The sequence below is a fragment of the Streptomyces sp. P9-A2 genome (assembly GCF_036634175.1).
Lineage (GTDB): Bacteria > Actinomycetota > Actinomycetes > Streptomycetales > Streptomycetaceae > Streptomyces > Streptomyces pratens.
In genome coordinates, this window is record NZ_JAZIFX010000001.1 from 4,142,167 (window position 1) to 4,167,816 (window position 25,650).

19 protein-coding genes, 1 tRNA gene and 5 pseudogenes are annotated in these 25,650 nt (G+C 69.6%); 14 read left to right on the forward strand and 11 right to left on the reverse strand.

What is annotated here, in order from left to right:
• The first annotated feature begins 70 nt into the window (after positions 1 to 70).
• The 4 genes from V4Y04_RS18790 to V4Y04_RS18805 all read left to right on the forward strand — a co-directional run bounded on the left by V4Y04_RS18790 (position 71) and on the right by V4Y04_RS18805 (position 7,435).
• On the forward strand, positions 71 to 1,576 hold the full coding sequence (locus V4Y04_RS18790; protein WP_332429367.1) for a cytochrome ubiquinol oxidase subunit I: 1,506 nt from the start codon (positions 71 to 73) through the stop codon (positions 1,574 to 1,576).
• Positions 1,577 to 1,597: 21 nt separating this feature from the next.
• Complete coding sequence (gene cydB / locus V4Y04_RS18795; protein ID WP_332429368.1) at positions 1,598 to 2,602, forward strand: cytochrome d ubiquinol oxidase subunit II; 1,005 nt, start codon at positions 1,598 to 1,600, stop codon at positions 2,600 to 2,602.
• A gap of 12 nt (positions 2,603 to 2,614) precedes the next feature.
• Positions 2,615 to 6,175 carry a thiol reductant ABC exporter subunit CydD gene (cydD, locus tag V4Y04_RS18800; RefSeq protein WP_332429369.1) on the forward strand — a complete coding sequence of 1,187 codons (3,561 nt, stop codon included), beginning with the start codon at positions 2,615 to 2,617 and terminating at the stop codon, positions 6,173 to 6,175.
• A 195-nt stretch (positions 6,176 to 6,370) separates the two neighbouring features.
• Positions 6,371 to 7,435 carry a M23 family metallopeptidase gene (locus V4Y04_RS18805; protein ID WP_332432905.1) on the forward strand — a complete coding sequence of 355 codons (1,065 nt, stop codon included), beginning with the start codon at positions 6,371 to 6,373 and terminating at the stop codon, positions 7,433 to 7,435.
• An 80-nt stretch (positions 7,436 to 7,515) separates the two neighbouring features.
• Here the strand turns inward: V4Y04_RS18805 and V4Y04_RS18810 are convergent, their stop codons facing one another.
• Both V4Y04_RS18810 and V4Y04_RS18815 read right to left on the reverse strand, forming a co-directional pair.
• A complete protein-coding gene (locus V4Y04_RS18810) occupies positions 7,516 to 8,442 on the reverse strand; it encodes an HAD hydrolase family protein (protein WP_332432906.1) in 927 nt (308 codons plus the stop codon).
• A gap of 219 nt (positions 8,443 to 8,661) precedes the next feature.
• Positions 8,662 to 9,555 (reverse strand): LLM class flavin-dependent oxidoreductase, encoded by an 894-nt coding sequence (locus tag V4Y04_RS18815; protein WP_332429370.1) that lies wholly within the window; start codon positions 9,553 to 9,555, stop codon positions 8,662 to 8,664.
• Positions 9,556 to 9,656: 101 nt separating this feature from the next.
• Between V4Y04_RS18815 and V4Y04_RS18820 the strand changes: the two genes are divergently transcribed.
• The 4 genes from V4Y04_RS18820 to V4Y04_RS18835 are packed head-to-tail and all read left to right on the forward strand — an operon-like array spanning position 9,657 to position 11,946.
• A complete protein-coding gene (locus V4Y04_RS18820; protein WP_332429371.1) occupies positions 9,657 to 10,028 on the forward strand; it encodes a hypothetical protein in 372 nt (123 codons plus the stop codon).
• Entirely contained in the window at positions 10,021 to 11,226 is a 1,206-nt protein-coding gene (locus tag V4Y04_RS18825; RefSeq protein WP_332429372.1) for a hypothetical protein, read from the forward strand. Before V4Y04_RS18820 ends, V4Y04_RS18825 begins: the two co-directional genes overlap by 8 nt.
• 49 nt (positions 11,227 to 11,275) lie before the next feature.
• A complete protein-coding gene (locus tag V4Y04_RS18830; protein ID WP_332429373.1) occupies positions 11,276 to 11,557 on the forward strand; it encodes a hypothetical protein in 282 nt (93 codons plus the stop codon).
• Entirely contained in the window at positions 11,554 to 11,946 is a 393-nt protein-coding gene (locus V4Y04_RS18835; RefSeq protein ID WP_332429374.1) for a DNA-binding protein, read from the forward strand. The genes V4Y04_RS18830 and V4Y04_RS18835 overlap by 4 nt, the downstream gene beginning before the upstream one ends.
• A gap of 54 nt (positions 11,947 to 12,000) precedes the next feature.
• Here the strand turns inward: V4Y04_RS18835 and V4Y04_RS18840 are convergent.
• From V4Y04_RS18840 to V4Y04_RS18880, 7 genes and pseudogenes are all read right to left on the reverse strand, one after another.
• Positions 12,001 to 12,243, reverse strand: a pseudogene (locus tag V4Y04_RS18840) (LLM class flavin-dependent oxidoreductase); the annotation flags it as partial.
• Positions 12,234 to 12,693: pseudogene (locus tag V4Y04_RS18845) on the reverse strand (DUF72 domain-containing protein); the annotation flags it as partial. The pseudogenes V4Y04_RS18840 and V4Y04_RS18845, both read right to left, overlap by 10 nt.
• 39 nt (positions 12,694 to 12,732) lie before the next feature.
• Positions 12,733 to 14,201: pseudogene (locus V4Y04_RS18850) on the reverse strand (IS3 family transposase).
• 76 nt (positions 14,202 to 14,277) lie between these two features.
• Positions 14,278 to 14,715, reverse strand: a pseudogene (locus V4Y04_RS18860) (DUF72 domain-containing protein); the annotation flags it as partial.
• A gap of 482 nt (positions 14,716 to 15,197) precedes the next feature.
• On the reverse strand, positions 15,198 to 15,656 hold the full coding sequence (locus V4Y04_RS18870) for a hypothetical protein (protein ID WP_332429377.1): 459 nt from the start codon (positions 15,654 to 15,656) through the stop codon (positions 15,198 to 15,200).
• A 32-nt stretch (positions 15,657 to 15,688) separates the two neighbouring features.
• Positions 15,689 to 16,237 carry an RNA 2'-phosphotransferase gene (locus tag V4Y04_RS18875; RefSeq protein WP_332429378.1) on the reverse strand — a complete coding sequence of 183 codons (549 nt, stop codon included), beginning with the start codon at positions 16,235 to 16,237 and terminating at the stop codon, positions 15,689 to 15,691.
• Positions 16,238 to 16,448: 211 nt separating this feature from the next.
• Complete coding sequence (locus tag V4Y04_RS18880; RefSeq protein ID WP_332429379.1) at positions 16,449 to 18,221, reverse strand: SDR family oxidoreductase; 1,773 nt, start codon at positions 18,219 to 18,221, stop codon at positions 16,449 to 16,451.
• Between the two features lie 413 nt (positions 18,222 to 18,634).
• On the opposite strand from V4Y04_RS18880, the gene V4Y04_RS18885 reads away from it, so the two are divergent.
• From V4Y04_RS18885 to V4Y04_RS18910, 6 genes and pseudogenes are all read left to right on the forward strand, one after another.
• Positions 18,635 to 19,660, forward strand: a complete 1,026-nt coding sequence (locus V4Y04_RS18885) for an ABC transporter ATP-binding protein (RefSeq protein ID WP_332432907.1) — start codon at positions 18,635 to 18,637, stop codon at positions 19,658 to 19,660.
• A complete protein-coding gene (locus tag V4Y04_RS18890; RefSeq protein ID WP_332429380.1) occupies positions 19,650 to 20,567 on the forward strand; it encodes an ABC transporter permease in 918 nt (305 codons plus the stop codon). Before V4Y04_RS18885 ends, V4Y04_RS18890 begins: the two co-directional genes overlap by 11 nt.
• The gene (locus V4Y04_RS18895; RefSeq protein ID WP_055591752.1) at positions 20,564 to 21,475 is read left to right on the forward strand and encodes an ABC transporter ATP-binding protein; all 912 of its coding nucleotides are present in this window, start codon (positions 20,564 to 20,566) and stop codon (positions 21,473 to 21,475) included. The genes V4Y04_RS18890 and V4Y04_RS18895 overlap by 4 nt, the downstream gene beginning before the upstream one ends.
• An 11-nt stretch (positions 21,476 to 21,486) precedes the next feature.
• Positions 21,487 to 22,206 carry an ABC transporter permease gene (locus V4Y04_RS18900; protein ID WP_332429381.1) on the forward strand — a complete coding sequence of 240 codons (720 nt, stop codon included), beginning with the start codon at positions 21,487 to 21,489 and terminating at the stop codon, positions 22,204 to 22,206.
• Positions 22,207 to 22,511: 305 nt separating this feature from the next.
• Positions 22,512 to 22,720 (forward strand): annotated as a pseudogene (locus tag V4Y04_RS18905) (SGM_3592 family protein).
• Between the two features lie 377 nt (positions 22,721 to 23,097).
• A tRNA-Ser gene (locus tag V4Y04_RS18910) sits at positions 23,098 to 23,182 on the forward strand.
• Between the two features lie 63 nt (positions 23,183 to 23,245).
• Here V4Y04_RS18910 and V4Y04_RS18915 read toward each other — a convergent pair.
• Entirely contained in the window at positions 23,246 to 24,049 is an 804-nt protein-coding gene (locus V4Y04_RS18915; protein WP_332429382.1) for an HAD family hydrolase, read from the reverse strand.
• Complete coding sequence (gene serS / locus V4Y04_RS18920) at positions 24,046 to 25,323, reverse strand: serine--tRNA ligase (protein WP_332429383.1); 1,278 nt, start codon at positions 25,321 to 25,323, stop codon at positions 24,046 to 24,048. Before serS ends, V4Y04_RS18915 begins: the two co-directional genes overlap by 4 nt.
• Positions 25,324 to 25,650: the final 327 nt, after the last annotated feature.

Genomic DNA, 25,650 nt, shown 5'->3' on the forward strand with positions numbered 1-25,650 from the left:
GATGTCGGGGACGAACAGGATCAAGCGGTTGTTGTGACACGACGACGCAAGGCGATGTAAGGAGTGTGACGTGGACCTGGCTCTGGCGCCGGAGACGCTGGCGCGATGGCAGTTCGGCATTACCACCGTCTATCACTTCCTCTTCGTTCCCCTGACGATCTCGCTGGCCGCTCTCACGGCCGGGCTGGAGACCGCCTGGGTGCGCACCGGGAAGGAGAAGTACCTCAGGGCGACGAAGTTCTGGGGGAAGCTCTTCCTGATCAACATCGCGATGGGTGTGGTCACCGGCATCGTGCAGGAGTTCCAGTTCGGCATGAACTGGTCCGACTACTCACGGTTCGTCGGCGACGTCTTCGGTGCCCCGCTCGCCTTCGAGACCCTGATCGCCTTCTTCTTCGAGTCCACCTTCATCGGCTTGTGGATCTTCGGCTGGGACAAGCTGCCCAAGAAGATCCACCTGGCCTGCATCTGGCTGGTCTCCCTCGGCACGTTGCTGTCGGCGTACTTCATCCTGGCGGCCAACTCCTGGATGCAGCACCCGGTCGGTTACCGGATCAACGAGGAGAAGGGCCGGGCGGAACTCACCGACTTCTGGCTGGTACTCACCCAGAACACCACGCTCAACCAGGTCTTCCACAGTTTCTCGGCGTCCGCGCTGACCGGCGGCGCCTTCATGGTCGGCATCGCCGCCTTCCACCTGATGCGCAAGAAGCACATCTCGGTGATGCGGACGTCGCTCCGGCTCGGCCTGGTCACCATGGCCGTCGGAGGCATGTTCACCGCGATCAGCGGAGACACCCTCGGCAAGGTCATGTACGAGCAGCAGCCCATGAAGATGGCCGCCGCCGAGGCCCTGTGGGACGGCGAGAGCCCGGCGCCGTTCTCCGTGTTCGCGTACGGAGACGTCGACAAGGGGCACAACGAGGTCGCCCTGGAGATTCCCGGGCTGCTGTCCTTCCTGGCCCACGGCGACTTCGAGTCCTACGTGCCCGGTATCAACGACACCAATGAAGCCCTGCAGGAGAAGTTCGGCCCCGGTGACTACAAGCCCATCGTCCCCGTCGCCTACTGGGGTTTCCGGTGGATGATCGGCTTCGGCATGGCGTCCTTCTCGCTCGCGCTGCTGGGGCTCTGGCTGACGAGGAAGAGGTTCCTGCTGCCGGCCGCCCTGCGCACCGGAGAGGACGAGGTGCCGCATCTGGTGCTGCTGAAGAAGCCGCTGGGTGCGAGGCTCAGCCGGCTGTACTGGCGCCTGGCGCTCTGGACCATGGCGTTCCCGCTGATCGCCAACGCCTGGGGATGGATCTTCACCGAGATGGGCCGGCAGCCCTGGGTCGTCTACGGCGTGCTGCAGACCCGGCACGCGGTTTCCCCCGGAGTGTCCCAGGCCGAGGTCATCACCTCGATGACCGTCTTCACCCTGCTGTACGGCGTTCTGGCCGTGGTGGAGGTCAAGCTGCTCGCCAAGTACGTCAAGGCGGGCCCGCCCGAACTCACCGAGGCCGATCTCAACCCACCCACGAAGATCGGTGGCGATCTCCGTGACGCCGACAAGCCGATGGCCTTCTCGTACTAGGCCCGAGGGAGCCGCAGAGTCATGGAACTGCACAACGTCTGGTTCGTTCTGATCGCCTTCTTGTGGATCGGCTACTTCTTCCTGGAGGGCTTCGACTTCGGGATCGGCATCCTCACCCGGCTGCTCGCCCGTGACCGCGCCGAGAAGCGGGTGCTGATCAACACCATCGGCCCCGTCTGGGACGGCAACGAGGTATGGCTGCTCACGGCCGGAGCCTCGACCTTCGCGGCCTTCCCCGAGTGGTACGCCACGCTCTTCTCCGGCTTCTACCTGCCGCTGCTGGTCATCCTGGTCTGCCTGATCGTCCGGGGCGTCGCCTTCGAGTACCGGGTCAAGCGGCCGGAGGAGCACTGGCAGCGCAACTGGGAGACGGCGATCTTCTGGACCTCGCTCATCCCCGCGCTCCTCTGGGGCGTGGCCTTCGGCAACATCGTGCGCGGAGTGAAGATCGACTCCGACTTCGAGTACGTGGGCAGTGTCCTGGACCTGCTCAATCCGTACGCGCTGCTGGGCGGTCTGGTCACGCTGACGCTCTTCACCTTCCACGGTGCCGTGTTCGCCGCGCTCAAGACCGTCGGGGACATCCGGGACCGGGCCCGGCAGATGGCCCTGCGGGTAGGGCTGCTCACCGCCGTCCTCGCGCTGGTCTTCCTTGGATGGACGCAGATCGACAGCGGTGACGGCGCGAGTCTGATCGCGATGGCCGTCACGGTCGTCGCGCTGGTCGCCGCCCTGGTGGCGAACCAGGCGGGGCGCGAGGGCTGGTCGTTCGCCCTGTCCGGCGCCACCATCGTGGCCGCCGTGACGATGCTCTTCCTGACGCTCTTCCCGAACGTCATGCCCTCCACGCTGAATGCGGAGTGGAGCCTCACCGTCACCAACGCCTCCTCCAGCGACTACACGTTGAAGATCATGACCTGGCTCGCGGTGATCGCCCTGCCGCTCGTCATGCTCTACCAGGGCTGGACGTACTGGGTCTTCCGCAAGCGGATCGGCACCCAGCACATCGCCGATCCCGTGCACTGAGGTGTGTTTCACGTGAAACCAATCGACCCACGCCTGCTCCGCTACGCCCGTGCCACACGGCTCTTCCTGGTGGCGGTGGTCGCCCTGGGCGTCGTCGGCGCGGTGCTGGTGATCGCTCAGGCCATGCTCATCGCCGAGGTGGTGGTGGGTGCCTTCCAGCACGGCATGGCCGTGGCCGACCTCGGCACTCCCCTGGTGCTTCTGGCCTGCGTCGCGGTCGGCCGTGCCCTGGTCGGCTGGCTCACCGAGCTGGCCGCGCACCGGGCGAGTGCGGCGGTCAAGTCGGAGCTGCGGGGCCGGCTGCTGGAGCGGGCGACGACACTCGGCCCGGGGTGGCTGACCGGGCAGCGGACCGGCTCACTGGTCGCCCTGGCGACCCGTGGGGTCGATGCCCTCGACGGCTACTTCTCGCGTTATCTGCCCCAGCTGGGGCTCTCGGTGGTCGTTCCGGTGGCGGTGCTGGCGCGGATCGTCACCGAGGACTGGGTCTCGGCCGCGATCATCGTCGTCACCCTGCCGCTCATCCCGGCCTTCATGATGCTGATCGGCTGGGTCACCCAGTCCCGGATGGACCGGCAGTGGGAGCTGCTGTCCCGGCTGTCCGGCCACTTCCTGGACGTCGTGGCCGGACTGCCGACCCTGAAGGTGTTCGGACGGGCCAAGGCACAGGCGGAGTCGATCCGGCGGATCACCGCCGAGTACCGCAGGGCGACCATGCGGACCCTGCGGATCGCCTTCATCTCCTCCTTCGCGCTGGAACTCCTCTCCACCCTCTCGGTGGCACTGGTCGCCGTGACGATCGGCATGCGGCTCGTGTACGGCGACATGGATCTGTACACCGGCCTGCTCATCCTGATCCTCGCCCCCGAGGCGTATCTGCCCCTGCGGCAGGTCGGCACGCAGTACCACGCGGCGGCGGAGGGGCTGGCCGCCGCAGAGGAGATCTTCGAGGTCCTGGAGACACCCGTGCCGGCACCGGGAACCGGGGCGGTGCCGTCGGGTGCCCTGTCCTTCGAGGGCGTGACCGTCCGCTATCCCGGACGGTCGGCGGACGCCGTGTCGGACGTGTCCTTCTCCGTCGAACCCGGTGAGACGGTCGCGCTCGTCGGACCGAGCGGGACGGGCAAGTCGACGCTGCTGAACGTGCTGCTGGGCTTCGTGCGGCCGGCCGAGGGGCGGGTGCGGATCGGGGGAGCGGATCTCACCGGCATCGATCCGGTCCGGTGGCACAGCCAGGTGGCCTGGGTGCCGCAGCGGCCGCACCTGTATGCCGGGACGGTCGCCGAGAACGTACGCCTGGCCCGGCCCGACGCGGACGACGACGCCGTCCGCCGGGCTCTGCGGGACGCGGGCGCCCTGGAGTTCGTGGACGCGCTTCCCGAGGGCATCGGCACGGTCCTGGGCGAGGACGGGGCGGGACTGTCCGCAGGGCAGCGGCAACGGCTCGCGCTGGCCCGTGCGTTCCTCGCGGACCGGCCCGTGCTGCTGCTCGACGAGCCGACGGCCGCGCTGGACGGCGCCACCGAGGCCGAAATCGTGACGGCGGTACGACGCCTGGCGGCCGGCCGGACGGTGCTGCTGGTGGTACACCGTCCGGCGCTGCTCGCGGTGGCGGACCGCGTGGTGCGGCTGACGGAGACCGCGCCCGGCGACCGGCCGCTGCCCGAGCACGGTGACACCTTCCTCGGTGCCGGCCGGGAGCGGGCGGACGTCCAGCCCGCACTCGACTGGGAACGGGTGGAGGAGGCCGAGCCCGCCGACTCCGCGGGCCCGACGCCGGCCGAGCCGGTCACGGAAGCCGGAGCGGAAGGCGTGTTGGCCCGCGTCCGTGCCATGTCCGGTGCCCGTCGAGGGCGGCTCACGCTCGCACTGCTGCTCGGCAGCCTCGCGCTGGGCAGCGCCGTGGGCCTCATGGCGACGTCCGGGTATCTCATCTCCCGGGCCTCGCAGCAGCCGCCCGTGATGTACCTGATGGTCGCCGTCACGGCGACCCGGGCCTTCGGTATCGGGCGGGCCGTGTTCCGGTATGCCGAACGGCTCGTGTCGCACGAAGCGGTTCTGCGGATGCTGGCCGACACCAGGGTCGCGGTGTACCGGCGGCTGGAGCGGCTGGCGCCCGCCGGACTGCGCGGGGTCCGCCGGGGCGACCTGCTCTCCCGGCTGGTCGCCGACGTGGACGAGCTTCAGGACTACTGGCTGCGCTGGCTGCTGCCGGCGGGGGCGGCGGTCGTCGTCTCGGCACTGTCGGTCGGCTTCACGTCCTGGCTGCTCCCCGAGGCCGGTGCCGTCCTCGCGGCCGGGCTGCTCGCGGCGGGAGTGGGTCTGCCCCTGCTCACGGGCGCCGTGACCCGGCGTGCGGAGCGCAGGCTGGCGCCCGCCCGTGGAGTCCTCGCGACCCGTGCCACCGACCTGCTCACCGGGACCGGGGAACTGACGGTCGCCGGCGCTCTGCCCGCACGGACCGCCGAAGTCCGGCGGGCCGACGGTGTGCTCACCCGGATCGCCTCGCGCGCCGCCACCGCCACCGCCCTCGGCGACGGGCTCACCGCACTCGTCTCGGGCCTGACCGTCACGGCCGCGGCCCTCGTCGGCGTCCAGGCGGTGGCCGCCGGCCGGCTGGACGGAGTGGCACTGGCCGTCGTCGTCCTCACCCCGCTCGCGGCCTTCGAGGCCGTACTCGGGCTGCCGCTCGCGGTGCAGCACCGGCAGAGAGTGCGTAAGAGCGCCGAGCGCGTGTACGAGGTCCTGGACGCCCCGGTGCCCGTACAGGAGCCGGAGCAGCCCCGGCAGGCACCCGCGTCGCCGTTCCCGCTCGTGGTCAGGGGACTCGAGGCCCGGCACGCCGGGCAGGAACGGGACGCGCTCGCCGGACTGGACCTGACGCTGGAACAGGGCCGCAGGATCGCGGTGGTCGGCCCGTCCGGCTCCGGCAAGACGACGCTCGCACAGGTGCTGCTGCGGTTCCTGGACCCGGGTGCCGGTTCGTACACGCTGGCCGGTGTGGACGCGTACGCCCTGGACGGCGACGACGTACGAGGACTGATCGGGCTGTGCGCGCAGGACGCCCACCTCTTCGACAGCTCCGTGCGCGAGAACCTGCTGCTCGCGAAGCGCGAAGCCACCGAGGAAGAACTGCGCGACGCGCTCGCCCGGGCCCGGCTGCTGGAGTGGGCCGACAGCCTGCCCGACGGCCTGGACACACTTGTCGGCGAGCACGGGGCGCGGCTCTCCGGCGGTCAGCGGCAACGTCTGGCACTGGCCAGGGCGCTGCTCGCGGACTTCCCCGTGCTGGTGCTGGACGAACCCGCGGAGCATCTCGACCTGCCGACCGCCGATGCGCTCACCGCCGACCTGCTGGCCGCCACCGAGGGCCGTACGACGCTGCTGATCACCCATCGGCTGGCCGGGCTCGAGGCGGTGGACGAGGTGATCGTGCTGGACGAGGGGCGTGTGGTGCAGCGCGGCGGGTACGGGGAACTGGCCGCCGCGGCCGGACCGCTGCGCCGGATGGCGCGGCGCGAGGCGGAGTCGGACCGGCTGGTGGAGCTGGTGGAGCTGGTGGAGGTGGGCTGACCGGGCACGACGGGCACATGTGACGAGGCGGGCGCGCCGGGGATCGTGCGCGTGACGCAAAATGCTTGTCGGGGCGTCAACCTCGATCATAGGGGACCCTGTTCGGCGGTACCCCTGGTCCATCCGGGTCGTACGGTCCCCCAGGCGTACGACATGAACAGGACCGTGGGCCGGGGCGGGCCCAGGATCGCTGTCATGCGCCTCACCCGTCGTCATCCGCTTCTCGTCGCCGTGCCGTTGTGCGCGCTCACCGTGCTCGCCGCCCGTCCCACCGACGGGGAGGGCGACGGGCCGTACGCTCCGGGCCACGGCCCGGAATCCGGGACCAGCGCCCAAGTGGCTCGGCTCTACGAAGAGGCGGCCGCGGCGACACTGAAGTACGAGGCAGGCTGGCGCCAGGCAGACCGGCAGCGGACCGAGGTACGACGTCTGGAGGAACTGCTCGACCGGGAGCGCCAGGAGTCCGAGGTCCTGCGCGATGACCTCGGCCGCATCGCACGGTCCCAGTACCGCAGTGGCGGCGGGCTGCCGTTGACCGTGCACATGATTCTCGCGGACGACCCGGAGAAAGTGATGCGCGGTCAGCGTGCCGTGTGGAAGGCGAACCTGACCCTCGACAACGCGATCGAGAGGAACGCGCGGGCCGAGGCCCGGCTCGCCCGCGACGAGGCGAAGGCAGAGGGGGCGTGGAAGGCGCTGGAGAAGCGGAACAAGGAGCTCGCCGACCTCAAGAACGGCATCGAGCAGAAGCTCGAGACGGCGCGGTGGCAGCTACAGGGCCAGGCGGACGCCTCGGTGGCGGCCGGTTCCTGCCGCGGGGCGGTGCGGCTCGATCAGCCGGAGACCCGGTTCAACGAATCCTGGGTGACACCGGTGGAGATCTACACGCTGTCCGCGTCCTACGGGAGCGGCGGTGCACGTTGGGCGAACCGGCACACCGGCCAGGATTTCGCGGTACCGATCGGCACGCCGGTGCGGTCCGTGGGTGTGGGCAAGGTGGTGAAGGTCTCCTGCGGAGGTGCCTTCGGTATGGAGGTCGTGGTCGAGCACGCGGGCGGCTACTACACGCAGTACGCCCACCTGGCCGCCGTCGCCGTGGAGCAGGGTGAGCGCGTCTCGCCCGGCCGGTGGATCGGCCAGTCCGGGACCAGCGGCAACTCCACCGGGCCGCACCTGCATTTCGAGGTGCGGATCACGCCCGAGATGGGCTCGGCGGTGGACCCGGTGTCGTGGCTGGCGCAACGCGGGCTGACGCTCTGAGCGAGCACCGGGCCCGACGCGCTCTGCCGTCCACGTCGGGTCCACCTGAGGCGATCGCCCCACCGGGTGATCGGACCTGGTCACGGCAGCCGGTTCAGCAGTTGTTCGATCACCACGGCCACGCCGTCCTCGTTGTTGGCGACCGTGCGCCCCGAGGCGGCGGTGAGGACGTCCGGGTGGGCGTTGCCCATCGCGTAGGAACGGCCCGCCCAGGTCAGCATTTCGATGTCGTTGGGCATGTCCCCGAACGCCACGACCTCCTCGTGCGAGATCCCGCGCTCGGCGCAGCACAGGGCGAGGGTGCTGGCCTTCGACACGTCGGGGCCGCTGATCTCCAGCAGGGCGCTGGGGCTGGAGCGGGTGACATTGGCGCGGGTGCCGATGGCCAGCCGGGCCAGGGTGAGGAAGGCGTCGGGGTCGAGCTCGGGATGGTGGGCGAGGATCTTGAGCACCGGCTCGTCGTCCGCGGGGCCACCCGGCGCCAGCAGTTCCTCGGCCGGGGCGCGGACGTCCGGTATCTCCATGTGCAGCTTCGGATACGCCGGCTCCTGGTTGAAGCGGTAGGTCTGCTCGACGGCGTACATGGTGCCCGGCGCTGCCTCGCGCAGCAGTCGCACCGCGTCCAGCGCGTTCTGCCGGGCCAGCTCGCGTACCTTCACGAAACGATGGGCACCGGCACCGCCGTGCAGGTCGACGACGGCGGCGCCGTTCCCACAGATGGCGAGCCCATGGCCGTGGACGTGGTCGCTGACGACGTCCATCCAGCGTGCCGGGCGGCCGGTGACGAAGAAGACCTCGATGCCTGCTTCCTCGGCGGCGGCCAGTGCGGCGACCGTGCGGGGGGACACCGACTTGTCGTCGCGCAGCAGGGTGCCGTCGAGGTCGGTGGCGATGAGCCGAGGCGGGGTGACAGGTCTGTCTCCCCGCTCGAGCGAGGTCGAGAACTGGGGGGAGCCCGGGGTCTCGGGCTGTGCGGTCGCTGAGGTCACCTGGCCATTGTCCCGTATGAGCCCGCACGGCCGTGCGGCACTCCGCACATATGAGGGGCTACCGCGCTCGGTGAGCTGCCGAAACGGTTGAGACGGCCGAAGCCGAAGCTGAAACCGGGGCAGTGGCGGTGAGGGTCGGCTACGGACATCGATCCGGTTCGTTGCCCGCCTGCCCGCCTGCCCGCCTGCCCGCCTGCCCGCCTGCCCGCCTGCCCGCCTGCCCGCCTGCCCGCCCGCTCAGCCCAGCTGGGCCGGTGCTTCCATGGCGATCCGCTCGAAGATCTTCTGGTCCGCCGCGAAGTCCGAATCGGGGATGGGCCAGTGGAGCACGATCTCGGTGAAGCCCAGCTCCGTATGGCGGCCCGCGAAGTCGACGAACGCGTCCAGGGACTCCAGCGGGCGCCCCCGGTCCGGGGTGAACCCCGTGAGCAGGATCTTGTCCAGCTCGGCCACGTTCCGCCCGATCTCGGCACAGGCATCGGCCAGCTTCTCCACCTGACCGCGAAGGGCGTGCACCGACTGTTCAGATGTGCCGTTCTCGTACAGCTTGGGGTCACCCGTGGTCACCCACGCCTGCCCGTGCCGGGCGGCGAGCCGCAGCCCGCGCGGTCCGGTGGCGGCCACGGCGAACGGCAGCCGGGGCCGCTGTACACACCCCGGGATACCGCGGGCCTCGTGTGCCGCGTAGAAGTCGCCCTCGTACGACACGGAGTCCTCCGTGAGCAGCCGGTCGAGCAGCGGCACGAACTCGGCGAAGCGGTCCGCCCGCTCGCGCGGGGTCCACGGCTCCCGGCCGAGCGCGGTGGCGTCGAAACCGGAGCCGCCCGCGCCGATACCGAGGGTGACGCGTCCACCCGAGATGTCGTCGAGGGAGATCAGCTCCTTGGCCAGGGTCACCGGGTGCCGGAAGTTCGGCGACGTGACGAGCGTACCCAAACGGATATTTTGCGTCACGACGGCTGCGGCCGTGAGCGTGGGAAGGGCACCGAACCACGGCCCGTCCCGGAAGGTCCGCCAGGAGAGGTGGTCGTACGTGTACGCGGCGTGGAACCCGAGTTCTTCGGCACGCCGCCAGGTCTTCTGTGCTTTGCCCCACGGGTGGATGGGGAGGATCACCGTACTCAGACGCATGACCCCGACCCTACGCGGGCTTCCCGCTGCCACGGATGAGCCGACGGAGCAGATCCGGGAAGCCACGCCGGCGTCGCGGCGGAGGGCGCTACCGTGGCGCCATGGGCGCGCTGGGAAGGGCCGAACTCGAGGCCATGATCGAAGAGGCGACTGTCGACGCCTACGGCGAGGACGAGCAGCGGACCGGTCTGTTCACCATGCTCGAGGAGTACCTCGACCTGCCCTTCACCACCGCGGTTCTCGGCGTCGAGGTCACTGTGCACGGCGTTGACCTCATGCCCGACGGCAGGGTCGTCGCCCTGTGCTCTCGTGGCCGCGTCCGACAGTCGATCGGCATCCTGGAGCTGCCGTTGCCCAGCCCGGCACCTACGGGTGCGGAGTGGATCGAGGCGTACCGCCACTGGGCAGGTGGAGGCCGGGCGCCTCACGCTTCGGGCGGAACTGGTTTGCGTGGAAGGGCTGAACGTGGCTGACGCCGTACAGGGCACGCATCAGGGTGCCGGCGGACCGTCACTGGCCGGCCTCATCGAGCGCAGTGCCGAGTTGAAAGGGGAGCTGGTCGCCTTCGCGCAGAGCGCCCGCTTCGATCGGTGGTTGACGCCCCTCCTGCTGGACGCCGCTGGGCCTGAGCGGCAGTTGGACGAGGGGGAGGCGATCCGGATCATCGACCACTTCATCCTGCGGTCCCGCCTGCCGGACGGTTCGACCGTGGTGGACCGGTTCGTCGCCGGGCGGAAGGACTTGACCGCGGCCGAGCGGGAGATGTTGCTCGGCTGGCGTGACCCGGTCGAGGGCATCTTCGAGATCCAGCGCAAGGAACGGGATGCCATCGTCCTGCTGAACCTTGTCGACGATCTGGAGTACCGCACCTACTCGAACGTCGGGCGAGCGGCGTTCCGCGCAGTATCCAAGGGAGGATTCCTCCACACCTGCCTGGTACCCATTCAATCGGCCGACGGTGCGTGGCTGGTGTCCGGGGCGATGTCGAGCTATCCCAGGTCCAGCGCCACCGAGATCGCCCAAGCCGCCCTGCAACTCGCCACCGGCCGACCCGAACTGGTCTTCCGCAATCCCCGGAAGATCGAGCAGGGGTGGCAGCGGATGCGGGAGGACCGGGCCGCGTTCATCGAGTTCTGCGGCGGCGACGAACTGGTCCTTCCGCCTGCCGAAGCCGAGGATCTCCTCAACGCCTACTACCGCCACCGCCAGGAGGCCGCCGTCGCCGCACGGCCCGGCCATGCCCGGCGCAGGCGGCTCCCCGGCCCGGACCTGCCCTTCTTCGAACTGCCGGGAGAACTGGCGGACTCGGACACCATTGGCGTCATCTACGACGAGGTCGACGGGCTCAACTTCTACGCCGACTACGGGATGCTGCGGGACCTCTTCGCGGACCCCGCCCGCACGGGCCGCGGGCGGCACCGGGATCTGCTGCGCACGTACCTGCGCGAGGAGTCGATAGGGCCATTGCCGATCCGCCGTCTGGCCGCCGCCCACCCGGAGACCGCTGACGAGGTGTTCCGGAAACTGCTGCGGGAACCCGGATTCACCTGGAGCGAGCACGGTGAGGCGCTGCTGCGCCGACGCAAGCCCTGGTACTACGAGAGCGAGCCCCGTCCGGGCGTCTCGGTCATCGGCGACCGCCTCAGCAGGCTCGCCGCCGGCCGCCGGTAGTCATCGCGGAGCGCCAGCGAGTTAACAGGTCATGTACTACACTTTTCCTATGGGTACGCCCCGCCCCGGCAAGACCCGAGTCACCAGCGTCTCCCTGCGCGCCGAGACCCTGGAGGCGATCCGCGCACGCGCCGGCAAACAAGGCGTCTCCTCCTACATCGAGGAGGCCGTACAGCGGCAGCTCCAGCGCGAGGCCATCGACGAGTACATCGCCACCGCTGAAGCGGAACACGGTCCTGTCGACCCTGCCGAGGTGTCGGACAAGGCCGAGCGCATCCGCGCCCACCACGCCGCCCACCGCGGTGAGTCCGCTCCAGCGGACGCCGTATGAGCGGGACCCTCGTTCTCGACAGCGAGGCCCTCTCCAAGCTCTCCCGTCGCCACCGTGACATGACCGTATGGCTGGACGTCGCCCGCAGACTGGACCTGCTCGTCGTGACGAGCGCCGCCACGCTGGTGGAGGCACGCGACCCGAAGGTGCCGCAGTCGGCGTTCGACCATGCCGTCTCCCTGGCCAAGGTGCGCCCCGTCACGGAGGAGATCGCACGTGCGGCAAGCAGACTGCTCGCCGCCGAAAGCCTGCACGGTCACAAGTACGCCATCGGTGCGATGCTCGCGGCCACGGCTCACATGGAGCACGGCGACGTCACGGTCATCACGAGCGACACGGGTGACCTGCGCCGACTGTGCCGCCCTCGCATCGCCGTCGAGTCGATCTGAGCGTCCACGTCGGCCCTCCCTGAACCCTTGCCGTGCTTTTTCCACAGGTCAGCATGTGAGGGGTGAACGAGACTCGACCGAGGTGACGAGCGTGCCGAGCCGGAGCTGTTCGGTGGCCGCCGCGGCGGCGGTGAGCGTGGGTACCGCGCCGAACCAGAGGCCGTCCCGGAAGGTCCGCCAGGGCAGGTGGTCGTAGGTGTGGACGGCGTGGAAGCCCAGCTCCTCGGCGCGCCGCCACTTGTCGCGGCCCTCCTCGCGTCGGCGGTCGATCGACAGAACCACAGTGCTCAGTCGCATGGGGACGACCTTGCGAGACCGAGCAGGTGTCGCATCGACTGCGCGGCACGGACGGCGGCGTCACCGCAGCAGTTGTTGAACAGGACGTGGACCTCCCGCGCCTGCTCGGCCATCTCGCGGACGCGGTGTCCACTCGGAGAGCTCTTCGGGCGTGTACGAGTGGCGGAACCTCTCCTCTTTGGTGCCGGTGCCCCACGCGCTGTTGCGACCGTGGAAGCGCACCAGGGCGAGTCCCGGGGTGGTGACCCGTACGACCGGTGGTACGGAAGCGGGAAGCGTCTGCACCATGTCCACGGCCACGGCGGCCGTGTCCAGCTCCGTCAGCAGGGCGGTCGTCGCATCGACGTGCTCCTCACTCCACCAGCCGGGGTGCCGGAACTCCACGGCCATCGGCCATTCCGCGGCACGCTCACGGCACTGGCGCAGGAACTCCACCGCCGGCCTGCCCGGTACGGAACCTGTCAAAGCGATCAAGGCAGGTAGATCGTTCTAACGTTGTGCCGGGATCAGTGGGCCGTCTGGTGTCGGCTTGTTGATCCAGGCCGCTTGGGGGAGTTTCGGCGGCTCCGGTAGCTTGCGGACGAAGCGTTCGGGGTGCTTCGCGTAGACCGCCCGGAGGACGTCGGCACGCATCTCGCGGAGCTGCCCGGCGAGACCGAAGTGCACGTCGTAGGGCGTGTGCAGGCCGATCCCGGAGTGCCGATGCTCCTCGTTGTACCAGGTGAAGAACTGGGTGCACCACGCCCGGGCGTCCTCGAGGGATCCGAAACGCTCGGGAAAGTCGTGCCGGTATTTCAGGGTCTTGTACTGGCTCTCGCTGTACGGGTTGTCGTTCGACGTCTTCGGCCGCGAATGCGACTTGGTGACGCCGAGACCGGCCATCATCTGGGCGACGTTCTGCGCGACCATCGGGGACCCGCGGTCCGAGTGGATCGTCAACTGCCCTGGCCCGATGCCGTACTTGGCGATCGTCTCGGACAGGAACCGCTCAGCGAGATCCTTGTTCTCCCGGTCGGCGATCATCCAGCCGACCGTGTATCGGCTGAAGATATCGATGATCGTGTAGAGGCAGTAGTAGACGCCCTTGACCGGCCCCTTCAGCTTCGTGATGTCCCAGCTCCAGACCCGGTTCGGGCCCTCGGCGACCAGCTCGGGCACCGTCCTTGGTGGGTGGACGGCCTGACGGCGGCGTTCACGGACCTCGCCACGGCGTCGCAGGAGCCGGTACATCGTCGACTCCGAGCACAGGTAGACACCCCGGTCCAGGAGGACCGCGTAGATCTCGGCGGGCGCCATGTCGGCGAACTCCGGGGAATGGAGCACATCGAGGACCCGTATCTCCTCTTCGGGCGCGAGAGCGCGGGGGTGCCGGCGCCGTTTTTGCCGCGGCCTGGCCGGGGCGGGGCTCTGGCGGTGGTGGCGGTAGTAGGTGGCCCGGCTCACGCCGAGCGCGGCACATGCCTGGACGCGCCCGACCAGCCCGGTGAGCTCTTCGAGGGCGTGGTCGCGGGCGGTGTCGAACACGGCCGCGGGGTCGGCCTCGATCACTTGGTGTTCTCGCCGTTCTGGTTCGCGGCGCTGTCCGTGGCGAACTGGTCGAGCAGCGCGGAGAGTTTTCCCTGAACCTCGATCACGGTACGGGCCTTCGCGAGATCGGCTTCCAGGCGGGCCTTCTCCGCCTTCAGCTTCGCGATCTCCCTGTCCCTCGGGTCCATCTTCGGCCGTCCGGCCGGCGCGGCGAGCGCCTGCTGGGCGCCCTTGTCCCGCTGCTGCCGCCACGTCGTGATCAGCGACGAGTACAGACCCTCCCGCCGCAGCAGAGCACCCTTGCCCTTCTTGTCCAAGGTCTCGTACTCGGTGAGGATCCTCGCCTTGTACTCCGCGGTATACCGGCGCGGGCCGGTCGACCGGGCTTCCACCTGCGGATCAGGGGTCCCGTGGTCGTTCGTGCTGGCCACCCGGGCACTACTCCTTCTCCGCCCTCGACTCAATGAATCATCCAGTATGCCTGACTCGACCTACTTTGACAGAGAGGGGTACGAGCCGGTAGGGAAACTGGAAAACCAGCGTCCCCAGATGACCGGATGCGCGCAGTGGTTCGAGGGCCGCGCTGTACCGGTCCCACACATCGTCGAGCAGTCCGGGATCGATGCCTGCCCGCTCCTGCTCCCGCTGCCGTGCGAGGGCCGGGCGCAGTTCGGCGGGCAGTGCTTCCGGCCGCGTCGGATGCCCGGTGAGCAGGGAGAACGCCTTCACGTTGAACCGGAATCCCTCAGGAGTGCGGTCGGTCCACAGAAGGCTGTTACGAGTGCTGGGCAGCCCGTAATAGGTGGAGTCCACCTCTGTCACCGGGAACTGTGTGGCGCAGTGCCGCAGTCTGCCCTCCGCGTCGCGGTGGCCTGCCGGATACCAGCCGCTGGACACCAGCGCCTTGTCTGTCCACGAGCAGGTTCCGACCCGGATCTCTCCCATCCCGCCCGTCTTCCCCGGACGCGGTGACGGATTCGTCCGGTACATGGGGTCATCCGCCCGGCGGTCCGCCACGGGTCCCGGTGATGAGTAACGGACCCCGGTGGTTCCGCCGGAGCCGCCGGTCAGCGGACCTTGCCGTTCCTCCAAGGCGTGAGCGAGGCGCCGGGCGCAAGTTCTCGTCCGTCTCGTCACCGGGGAACGGGACGGCCGGCCATCAGGGTGACGGCCGCGGCGGCGGTCAGGGCCGGAAGGGCGCCGAACCGCTGGTCGTCTCGAAAGGTGCGTCACGGCAGGGATCGCAGGTGTATCCCGTGTGGAATCCGAGCTCTTCGGCGTGCTCTCAGGCCGAACGGCTGCTCTCGTTCCAGCGGCGGTACGGGAGGATCGCGGCGCTCAGGCGCGGACTCATGCCGTCGAGCCCAGACCGGTGGCTTTGCCGACCCCAGATGTTTCACGTGAAACGGTCGTCACGCGTCCAGCGATCACCGCACGCGTGCACTCAGCCAAGGGGTGAGGACGATCATGGGGATGAACTCCTTGTGCGTCCGGTCGCCGGGCAGCGGCACGATCAGGAATTGGCCCGGGGGGAAGCGTCGGCTTCGGACGTGGGTGAGGCCGTCGAAGACGGAGCGGAGGAAGGTGGGCACTTCGTCGCGGGGAACGTCGGGGAACTCCACGCCCTCCACGTCGATCAGGGCGTCGTCCTCGGGATAGAGCCGCACGCTGACCCGGGGCAGGCCGCCGAACTCGACGTAGGCCTCATGAGGGAGGGAGCCGTCCGGGTCGGTGGTCACGCCCACGCCTGCCGCGGTGCGGCGTGATGTCTGGTCGGCGCCGATGTCATGGGTCACCTCGACCTCGCGCCCGTATACGTCCGCGAGCGTTCGGAGGGCGATGACGGCGGCCTCGGTGGTGGGCAGATGTTCCATACCGCTGATCATGCGGTGCCGTCGGCCGCCGGGAAACCGCTGCGTCAGTGGCTCTCGGGGAACCGCAGATACCCAGGGGGCACGGTGTCGGTCAGCCACACACCGTTCGCGCTCACCCGGAAGACATGCCCGTCACGGTGCATGGCGGCCGAGTCCACGGAGAGCACCACAGGGCGGCCTCTGCGGGCACCCACGCGGGTCGCCGTCGCGCGGTCGGCGGAGAGGTGCACGTCGTGCCGGTTCATGGACAGCAGGCCCTCGGCACGGATGGCGGCCAAGTGGCGGGCGACGGTGCCGTGGAAGAGGTACGACGGCGGGGTGGCCGACGGCAGTCCGAGGTCGATCTCGATGCTGTGCCCCTGGCTGGCACGGATCCGGGTGCCCTCGATCGCGAAGCGCTGCTTGTCGTTGGCGGCGACGACATGGTCCAGTTCCGCCCGGGTGAACCGGAAACCGTGTGCGGCCGCCACGGTGATCAACGTGTCGATCTCGACCCAGCCGGCCTCGTCGAGGGTGAGCCCGATCGCCTCGGGCTGATGGTGCAGATGTCTGGCCAGGTACTTCGACACCTTCACGGTGCGTCTTTCGTCCATCCGCTCAGCCTGCCGTGAGAGACGCGAATCACGCGATCGATTTTGACCGGAAGGTTTGATCCACAGCAAAGTCTGTTTATCCACAGCGGGTCGGTCGGCCCTGTGGACAACCGTATCGGCGGCTCCCGGACGGCCCTGCGGTGTCGGCTGTCGGCCGATGCTCGCCCGGCCGACGCTCGCCTGGGGCTTCGGGTCGGCCCTCGCCGCAGCTTCACACCGGGGACTTCACCCGAGCGATCCTGCGTAGTACCCCCGGCATCCACCGCGCCAGCATGTACGCGCCGCGTGCCTCCGGGGTCACCGGTACCATCGCGTCGTTCCGCACCACCGCGTGCAGAATCGCGGCGGCGACCTTCTCCGGGGGATAGTTGCGCAGCCCGTAGAGGCGGACCGCCCGCTGCCTGCGGTGCTGTTCCTCCTCGGCGTCCGTGCCCGCGAAGCGCGTACGGGAGACGATGCCGGTGCTGACCATGCCGGGGCAGACGGCCGTCACTCCGATTCCCTGGCCCGCGAGCTCCGCACGCAGGCATTCGCTGAGCATCAGCACCGCCGCCTTGGACGTGCTGTAGGCGGGCAGCATCCGGGACGGCTGGTACGCCGCCATGGACGCCACGTTCACGATGTGCCCGCCCTGTCCGCGCTCGGCCATATGCGCGCCGAAGAGCCGGCAACCATGGATCACACCCCACAGATTGACGTCGAGAACCCGCTTCCAGTCCTCCGGGGTGGTGCGGAGGAAGGAGCCGCCCAAACCGACACCCGCGTTGTTCACCAGGAGGTCCACCACGCCGTGCTCCGCGGTGATCTCCTCGGCGAGCTTTTCCATGGCCTGCGCGTCGGACACGTCGACGGCCCTGGCCCACGCCTTTGACGCTCCGGCCGAACGGGCCTCCTCGGCGGTGCGGGCCGCCGCCTCCTCGTCCCGGTCGACGGCCACCACGCGCGCACCCGCCTCGGCGAGAGCGAGCGCCGTCGCCCGCCCGATGCCGTTGCCCGCCCCGGTGACCAGGACGAGCTGCCCGCCGAACCGCTCCGCGTACCTCCCCGGGGCGGTGACCTCTGTCCGGCCGGCCTCCACGGAGGTCACGAACCCGGTGATCCAGGTCGTGATCCGGTCCGGGTGGGTCCGCGGCACCCAGTGCTTCGCTGGAAGCGTCCGACGGGTCAGCCGCGGTGCCCACAGTTCGAGATCGTCGTAGAGCCGCTCCGACAGGAACGCGTCCCCCGACGGCGTGACGAGCTGTACGGGCACGTGCGCGTAGGCGTCCGCGCGGGGGGCACGCAGCCGGGCCCGGACGTTGTCCCGGTACAGCCATGCCCCGTGCGCCGCGTCCGACGGCAGGGACGAGGTCGGGTAGCGGCCGTCACCTCCGCGGGGGACGTTCTCGAACCGCTCCAGGGTGCGCGGCCAGCGCATGCCGAGAGGGCCGCGCCAGGCCAGTTCGGGCAGTACCGGTGTGTGCAGCAGGTACACGTACCAGGACTTGGCGCCCTGGCCGAGCAACTGGCCGACCCGGCGTGGGGTGGGCCGCCGCAGCCGACGGTTGATCCAGTGACCGAAGTGGTCGAGCGACGGCCCGGACATCGAGGTGAACGAGGCGATCCGCCCCTCGGTACGCCCGACGGTGACGAACTCCCAGGCCTGCACCGAGCCCCAGTCGTGCCCCACCAGATGCACCGGTTCGTTCGGGCTGACCGCGTTCGCGACGGCCAGGAAGTCGTCGGTCAGCTTCTCGAGGGTGAAACCGCCCCGCAGCGGGCGCGGCGCGGTGGACCGCCCGTGGCCGCGGATGTCGTACGCCACGACGTGGAAACGCTCCGCGAGGCGCGGTGCGACCTCGGACCACACCTCCTTGCTGTCGGGGTAGCCGTGCACCAGGACGACCGTCGGCCGCCCGGGATCGCCCAGCTCCGCCACGCACAACTCGACGCCACCCGTACGCACCCGGCGCTCACGCGCGCCCCGCAGCACCGTTCCGGACAAGCACGTCACTTCCCTTCGCCCCGCGCCGACGGGTGAGCCCGAGCGGCCCTCCCGCACCGTTCACGCCGGCGGACGCCGTCTCGCGGCTCGCCATGCGTCCGTACCGCCGACTGTGCCTGCGCCCTGTGCCGCGCTCTGCGTCCTGCGTCCTGCGCCATGCGCCATGCGGTCCTGCGTCCGCGCCCGCCTGCTGTGCCACGCGTCCGTACCGCGGGCTGCGCTCCGTATCCGTAGCGTGACACCGGCGAATCTGGCAGCTCACCGGAGGCCGGGTCAAGAGGCGACTCCTGGCTGTAGACAGCTCCCCGGCGGGAGGATCCCCTACGGGCCCGTACGACCAGAGGGGGATGCCAAGACGGCTCTCCGGGCTGACGATCCGCGTGGCGCGGGTCACTAATGTCGGGGACGTGACAGTGATCGCGACCGAAAGCCTGAGCAAGCGGTTCCCCAGGGTGACCGCGCTTGACCGGCTCTCCATGGACGTCGGGCCCGGTGTGACCGGACTCGTCGGGGCCAATGGAGCCGGCAAGTCCACATTGATCAAGATCCTTCTGGGTCTTTCCCCCGCCACGGAGGGCCGCGCCGAAGTGCTCGGCCTCGACGTCGCGACCGAGGGCGCCGCCATCCGGGAACGGGTCGGCTACATGCCGGAACACGACTGCCTGCCGCCGGACGTCTCGGCCACCGAGTTCGTGGTCCACATGGCACGCATGTCCGGCCTGCCGCCCACCGCCGCGCGGGAACGCACCGCGGACACCCTGCGCCATGTCGGCCTGTACGAGGAGCGCTACCGCCCCATGGGCGGCTACTCGACCGGCATGAAGCAGCGCGTGAAGCTCGCGCAGGCCCTGGTGCACGACCCGGACCTGGTCTTCCTGGACGAGCCGACCAACGGCCTCGACCCCGTCGGCCGCGACGAGATGCTCGGCCTGATCCGCCGCATCCACACCGACTTCGGCATCTCGGTCCTGGTCACCTCCCACCTGCTGGGCGAGCTCGAGCGCACCTGCGACCACGTGGTCGTCGTCGACGGCGGCAAGCTGCTGCGCTCCAGCTCCACCACGGACTTCACGCAGAACACGACGACCCTCGCGATCGAGGTCACCGACACCGACGAGCACCCCGACGGCACCCGCGCGGTGCGTGAGGCGCTCCACGCGCGCGGGGTGTCCGTCCAGGACGGCAGCGGGCTGCCGGGATCCGGACACATCCTTCTGCTCACCGCCCAGGGCGAGGAGACCTACGACCTGGTGCGGGACGTGATCGCCGACCTCGGACTCGGCCTGGTGCGCATGGAACAGCGCCGCCACCACATCTCCGAGGTCTTCACGAACGACACGGACACCGGCGCGGACACAGGTACAGGTACAGGTACGAACACCGGGGCCGGCCACGGCAACGGCGAGCAGCGGAAGGAGGCGGTCGGCCATGGCGGTTGAGCAGCCCCTGCGGACACCCGCACCGACGCCGGGTGACCAGACCCGGATCCACAACATCGGCTACCGCTCCTACGAGGGCCCCCGCCTCGGCCGCTCCTACGCCAGGCTCGCGCTGTACTCGCAGTCCCTGCGCGGCTCCTACGGCCTCGGCCGCTCGGCGAAGTCCAAGGTGCTGCCGATGCTGCTGTTCGTGGTGATGTGCATCCCCGCCGCCATCATGGTGGCCGTCGCAGTGGCCACCAAGACGAACGAACTGCCCGTCGACTACACCAGTTACGCGATCATCATGCAGGCCGTGATCAGCCTGTACATCGCCTCGCAGGCACCCCAGTCCGTCTCGCGCGACCTGCGCTTCAAGACCGTGCCGCTGTACTTCTCGCGGCCCATCGAGACCGCCGACTACGTACGTGCCAAGTTCGCGGCCCTGACCTCGGCCCTGTTCATCCTGACCGCCACTCCCCTGCTGGTGCTCTATGTGGGCGCGCTGCTGGCCGAACTCGATTTCACCGACCAGACCAAGGGATTCGCGCAGGGGCTCGTCTCGGTGGCACTGCTCTCACTGCTCTTCGCCGGCATCGGCCTGGTCATCGCGGCGGTCACCCCGCGTCGCGGCTTCGGCATCGCCGCCGTGATCGCCGTGCTGACCATCTCCTACGGCGCGGTCTCCACTCTCCAGGCGATCGCCCACGTCCAGGACAGCTCCCAGGCGATCGCCTGGATCGGTCTGTTCTCGCCGGTCACCCTCATCGACGGTGTGCAGTCCGCCTTCCTGGGCGCGAGCACCGCCTTCCCCGGCGGAGTGGGACCGTCGAACGGCGAGGGCGTGGTGTACGTCCTCATCACCCTCGGCCTGATCGCGGCCTGCTACGGCCTTCTGACGCGCCGCTACCGGAAGGTGGGTCTGTGACCACGCTCTCCATCGACCACGTCTCCCGCTGGTTCGGCAACGTGGTCGCCGTCAACGACATCACCATGACCATCGGCCCCGGCGTCACCGGCCTCCTCGGCCCCAACGGTGCCGGGAAGTCCACCCTCATCAACATGATGGGCGGCTTCCTCGCCCCCTCCACCGGCACCGTCACCCTCGACGGCCAGACCGTGTGGCGCAACGAAAAGATCTACCGGCAGATCGGCATCGTCCCCGAACGCGAGGGGATGTACGACTTCCTCACCGGCCGCGAGTTCGTCGTCGCCAACGCCGAACTGCACGGACTGGGTGCCAAGGCTGCCCAGCAGGCCCTGGCGACGGTCGAGATGGAGTACGCACAGGACCGCAAGATCGCCACGTACTCCAAGGGCATGCGACAGCGCGTGAAGATGGCCTCCGCGCTGGTCCACGAGCCGTCCCTGCTCCTGCTGGACGAACCGTTCAACGGCATGGACCCGCGCCAGCGCATGCAGCTGATGGACCTGCTGCGGCGCATGGGAGACGAGGGCCGCACCGTACTGTTCTCGTCCCACATCCTCGAAGAGGTCGAGCAGCTCGCCTGGCACATCGAGGTCGTCGTCGCCGGCCGGCACGCGGCCAGCGGTGACTTCCGCAAGATCCGCCGCCTGATGACGGACCGCCCGCACCGCTACCTGGTGCGCTCCAGCGACGACCGCGTCCTCGCGGCCGCGTTGATCGCCGACCCGTCCACGTCCGGCATCGAGGTCGATCACAGCGAGGGTGTCCTGCGCATCCAGGCCGTCGACTTCGCCCGCTTCACGTCCCTGCTGCCCAGGGTCGCGAAGGAACACGGCATCCGCCTGCTCACGGTCTCGCCGTCCGACGAGTCCCTCGAGTCCGTCTTCTCGTATCTCGTCGCGGCGTAGGAGGCCGAACCATGTACGACCCCACAGTCGCCCGACTCACCTACCGGGCCCTGCTCGGCCGTCGCCGAGCCCTCATCCTGGGGGCCCTGCCCCTGCTGCTGATCGCGATCTCCGTGGCGGTGCGCGTCCTCGCCGGTGCCGACGACCAGACCGCGGCCGACATCCTCGGCGGGCTGGCGCTCGCCACCATGGTGCCGATCATCGGCGTCATCGCGGGAACCGGTGCGATGGGCCCGGAGATCGACGACGGCTCGGTGGTGTACCTGTTGTCCAAGCCGATCAAACGGCCCACGATCATCTACACCAAGCTGATCGTGGCGATCGCCGTGACGATGGTCTTCTCTGCGGTGCCCACCCTGATCGCCGGCTTCATCCTCAACGGCAACGGCCAGCAGATCGCTGTCGCCTACACGGTGGCCGCGCTGGTCGCCTCCATCGCGTACGCGGCGCTCTTCCTGCTGCTCGGCACGGTCTCCCGGCACGCGGTGGTGTTCGGGCTGGTCTACGCGCTGGTCTGGGAGGCCCTGTTCGGCTCCCTGGTGCCCGGCGCGCGCACGCTGAGCGTCCAGCAGTGGTCGCTGGCGGTGGCCCAGAAGGTCTCCGGCGGCGACCTGATCACCTCGGACGTCGGTCTCACGACCGCGACGGTCCTGCTGGTCGTCGTCACGGTCCTGGCCACCTGGTACGCCGGGCAGAAGCTGCGCACGCTGACGCTCGCCGGGGAGGAGTGACCTCATCCCGTTCCGTACCCCGTTCCGTACCCCGTTCCGTACCCCGCTCCGCTCCGGCACACCGGGTACGGGGGACGCGGAGGGCTATGGCTCACGGTCCGACGGAAGGACCGGTCGCGAGGACCGACCGCGATGGCGGGTGGGACGGCCGGGCACGACGAACGACGGGGGCACGGGGGTGAGAGCCGGCCGGCCCACCGGCCCGTCCACGGGCCGGACGAACGGCCGGACCAAGACCCGGCCACCGGACCCGTGGCCGGGACGCCAAGACCGAGGTCGAGGCCGAAGACAGTGTCGCCACAGCCCTGGACAACGTGGTCCCGGACGATGTGGTCCTGGACGACGACTTCATCCGTGCTGCGGAGACCACCGAACCGTCCGCCCGCGCCCGCATGCTGATCGAACGAAGGCGGCACGAGGAGCCGGAGCCACAGCCCTGGTGCTCCGACGAGCCGCCGACGGGCTGGTCCTTCAGCAGGCACGCCGACGCGGGTGGCGTCGCCGCCGGGGATGAGTGCGGCGCCCATGGCCGACCCTGCTGCCCGCTGACGGCGGAGCGGTGGGGGCCTCGCGGCCCAAGGGCCCAGGCCCAAGGACCCGAGCCCAAGGACCCAGGTCTTTGGCATGACCCAGATAGCAGGCTCTAAATGAGTGGCACCCCACTCGCCCGGCGGGCAGAGTGGTGGTGTCCGCATCGCCGGGAAGGTCCGGTGTCGTGATCCGGGAGAGGAGCGGGGCGATGCCCATGCACGGCAGTACGTCCGGCTCCTGGCAGGGCAGCCGACGGCGGGCTCCGGAGTAGTTACTGCTCCTTTGCCGAGTCCGCCCCACGCAGAGCTGCCCGGGGCGGCCGCTTCGAGCACGCGCATCAGCCGCGTGGGCCGCCCACCCGGAGGATTGGCCGAGAGGTAAGGCACCGGCTTGCTGAGCCGCGGTCGGGCGAAAGCCCGCGCACGTTCGATTCGTGCATCCTCCGCAAGATGTTGAATCCGCCCGCTGAGCCCTTCGGTTTTTGAACGGCTCAGCGGGCGTCACGTCCTCAGCCCAGCAACCGCTCCAGCACCACGGCGATCCCGTCCTCCTCGTTGGAGGACGTCACCTCGTCGGCCACCGACCGCAGTTCCTGGTGGGCATTGGCCATGGCGACGCTGTGCGCGGCCCAGGCGAACATCGGGATGTCGTTGGGCATGTCGCCGAAGGCGATCGTCTCCGCGGCCTTCGTCCCGAGCCGGCGAGCGGCCAGGGACAGCCCGGTGGCCTTGGACAGGCCGAGGGGAAGCAGTTCGACGACGCCCTCGCCCGCCATGACGACGGTGACGAAACCGCCCGCGGTGCGGGTGGCCACCTCGGTGAGTTCGTCGTCGGTGAGGGCCGGGTGCTGTATATACAGCTTGTTCAGGGGGGCCGACCACAGGTCCGACGCGTCCTTGAGCGGCGTCGCGGGCAGTCTGCCCGTCACCTCGTAGCCGGGGCCGACCAGCACTTCACCGTCCAGACCGTCGCGGCTCGCGGCCAGGTGCAGCGGGCCGGTCTCCGCCTCGATCTTGGCCAGCGCCACCGCGGCAAGCTGCCGGTCCAGCGTCACCGATGTGAGCAGCCGGTGTGCCCCGGAGTCGTACACCTGGGCGCCCTGGCCGCAGACGGCGAGGCCCTGGTAGCCGAGGTCGTCGAGGATGGGCCGGGTCCAGGGGACCGCGCGGCCGGTGACGACGATGTGGGCGGCGCCCGCCGCGGTGGCCGCGGCGAGCGCGTCCCGGGTGCGGCGGGAGACCGAGTGGTCGTCACGCAGCAGCGTGCCGTCGAGGTCGGTGGCGACGAGTCGGTACGGGAACGGCGTGCTCACTTGGCAACCGGTTCCAGGAACTCCCGGCCGCCCAGATACGGACGCAGTACCTCGGGGATCCGCACCGAGCCGTCGGCCTGCTGGTGGTTCTCCAGGATGGCCACGATCGTGCGCGGTACGGCGCACAGGGTGCCGTTGAGCGTGGCGAGCGGGCGCACCTGCTTGCCGTCCCTGACGCGGATCTGGAGCCGGCGGGACTGGTACTCGGTGCAGTCCGAGGTCGAGGTCAGCTCGCGGTACTTGCCCTGGGTCGGAATCCACGCCTCGCAGTCGTACTTCCGTGCGGCGGAGGAACCCAGGTCGCCCGAGGCGACGTCGATCACCCGGAACGGCAGTTCCAGCGACGTCAGCCACTGCTTCTCCCATTCCAGCAGCCGCCGGTGCTCCTCCTGCGACTTCTCCGGAGTGACGTAGGAGAACATCTCGACCTTGTCGAACTGGTGTACGCGGAAGATGCCTCGGGTGTCCTTGCCGTGCGAGCCGGCCTCGCGCCGGAAGCAGGGCGAGAAGCCCGCGTAGCGGAGCGGCAGCCGGTCGGCGTCGATGATCTCGTCCATGTGGTACGAGGCGAGCGCGACCTCGGACGTGCCGACCAGGTAGAGGTCGTCCTTCTCGAGGTGGTAGACGTCCTGGGCCGCCTGCCCGAGGAAGCCGGTGCCCGCCATGGACTGGGGCCGGACCAGGGCCGGGGTCAGCATGGGGGTGAAGCCTGCCGCGGTGGCCTGGGCGATCGAGGCGTTCACCAGAGCCAGCTCGAGCAGGGCGCCGACGCCGGTCAGGAAGTAGAAGCGCGACCCGGAGACCTTGGCGCCGCGCTCGACGTCGATGGCGCCGAGGATCTGGCCGAGCTCCAGGTGGTCCTTGGGCTCGAAGCCCTCGGCCCCGAAGTCGCGGGCGGTGCCGTGCGTCTCGAGCGTGACGAAGTCCTCCTCACCGCCGACGGGGACGTCGGGGTGGACGAGGTTGCTCAGCCTGCCCAGAAGTTCCTGCGTCTCGACCGCTGCCGCGTCCCGCTCCGCGTCGGCCGACTTGACGTCGGCCGCGAGGGTGCCGGCTTTCTTCAGCAGCTCGGCCTTCTCGTCGCCGGTCGCCTTGGGGATGAGCTTGCCGAGCGCTTTCTGCTCGGCGCGCAGCTCGTCGAAGCGGACGCCGGACGACCTGCGCCGTTCGTCGGCGGACAGGAGGGAGTCGACGAGCGCGACATCCTCTCCACGGGCACGCTGCGAAGCGCGCACACGGTCGGGGTCCTCACGGAGCAGGCGAAGGTCAATCACGCGGTCAAGGCTACCGGTGCGTGGTGACGCCCCACGACTCACTATTCCATCGGAGCTGCTTGCGTCCCGTTATGAGGAAATTGTGCGATGTGTTCATAGGGGTGGAGCTGAGGTCACCGCGGGGTGTACCCGAGGGGTGACTCGGCGTCGATCGGGATCAAGGAGAGCGGTCCATTCCCTGGGAAGGGTCAGTTCGCGGGCAGCTCGTTGACTGGAATTCCTCGCGGAACCGGGATTCGAGGTTCGGTTGTCCACAGGTATCCACAGGGTGGGGAAAGTTATCCACAGGGTGTGAAGAAAGTCTGTGGACTTTGGAGCGATCCATTC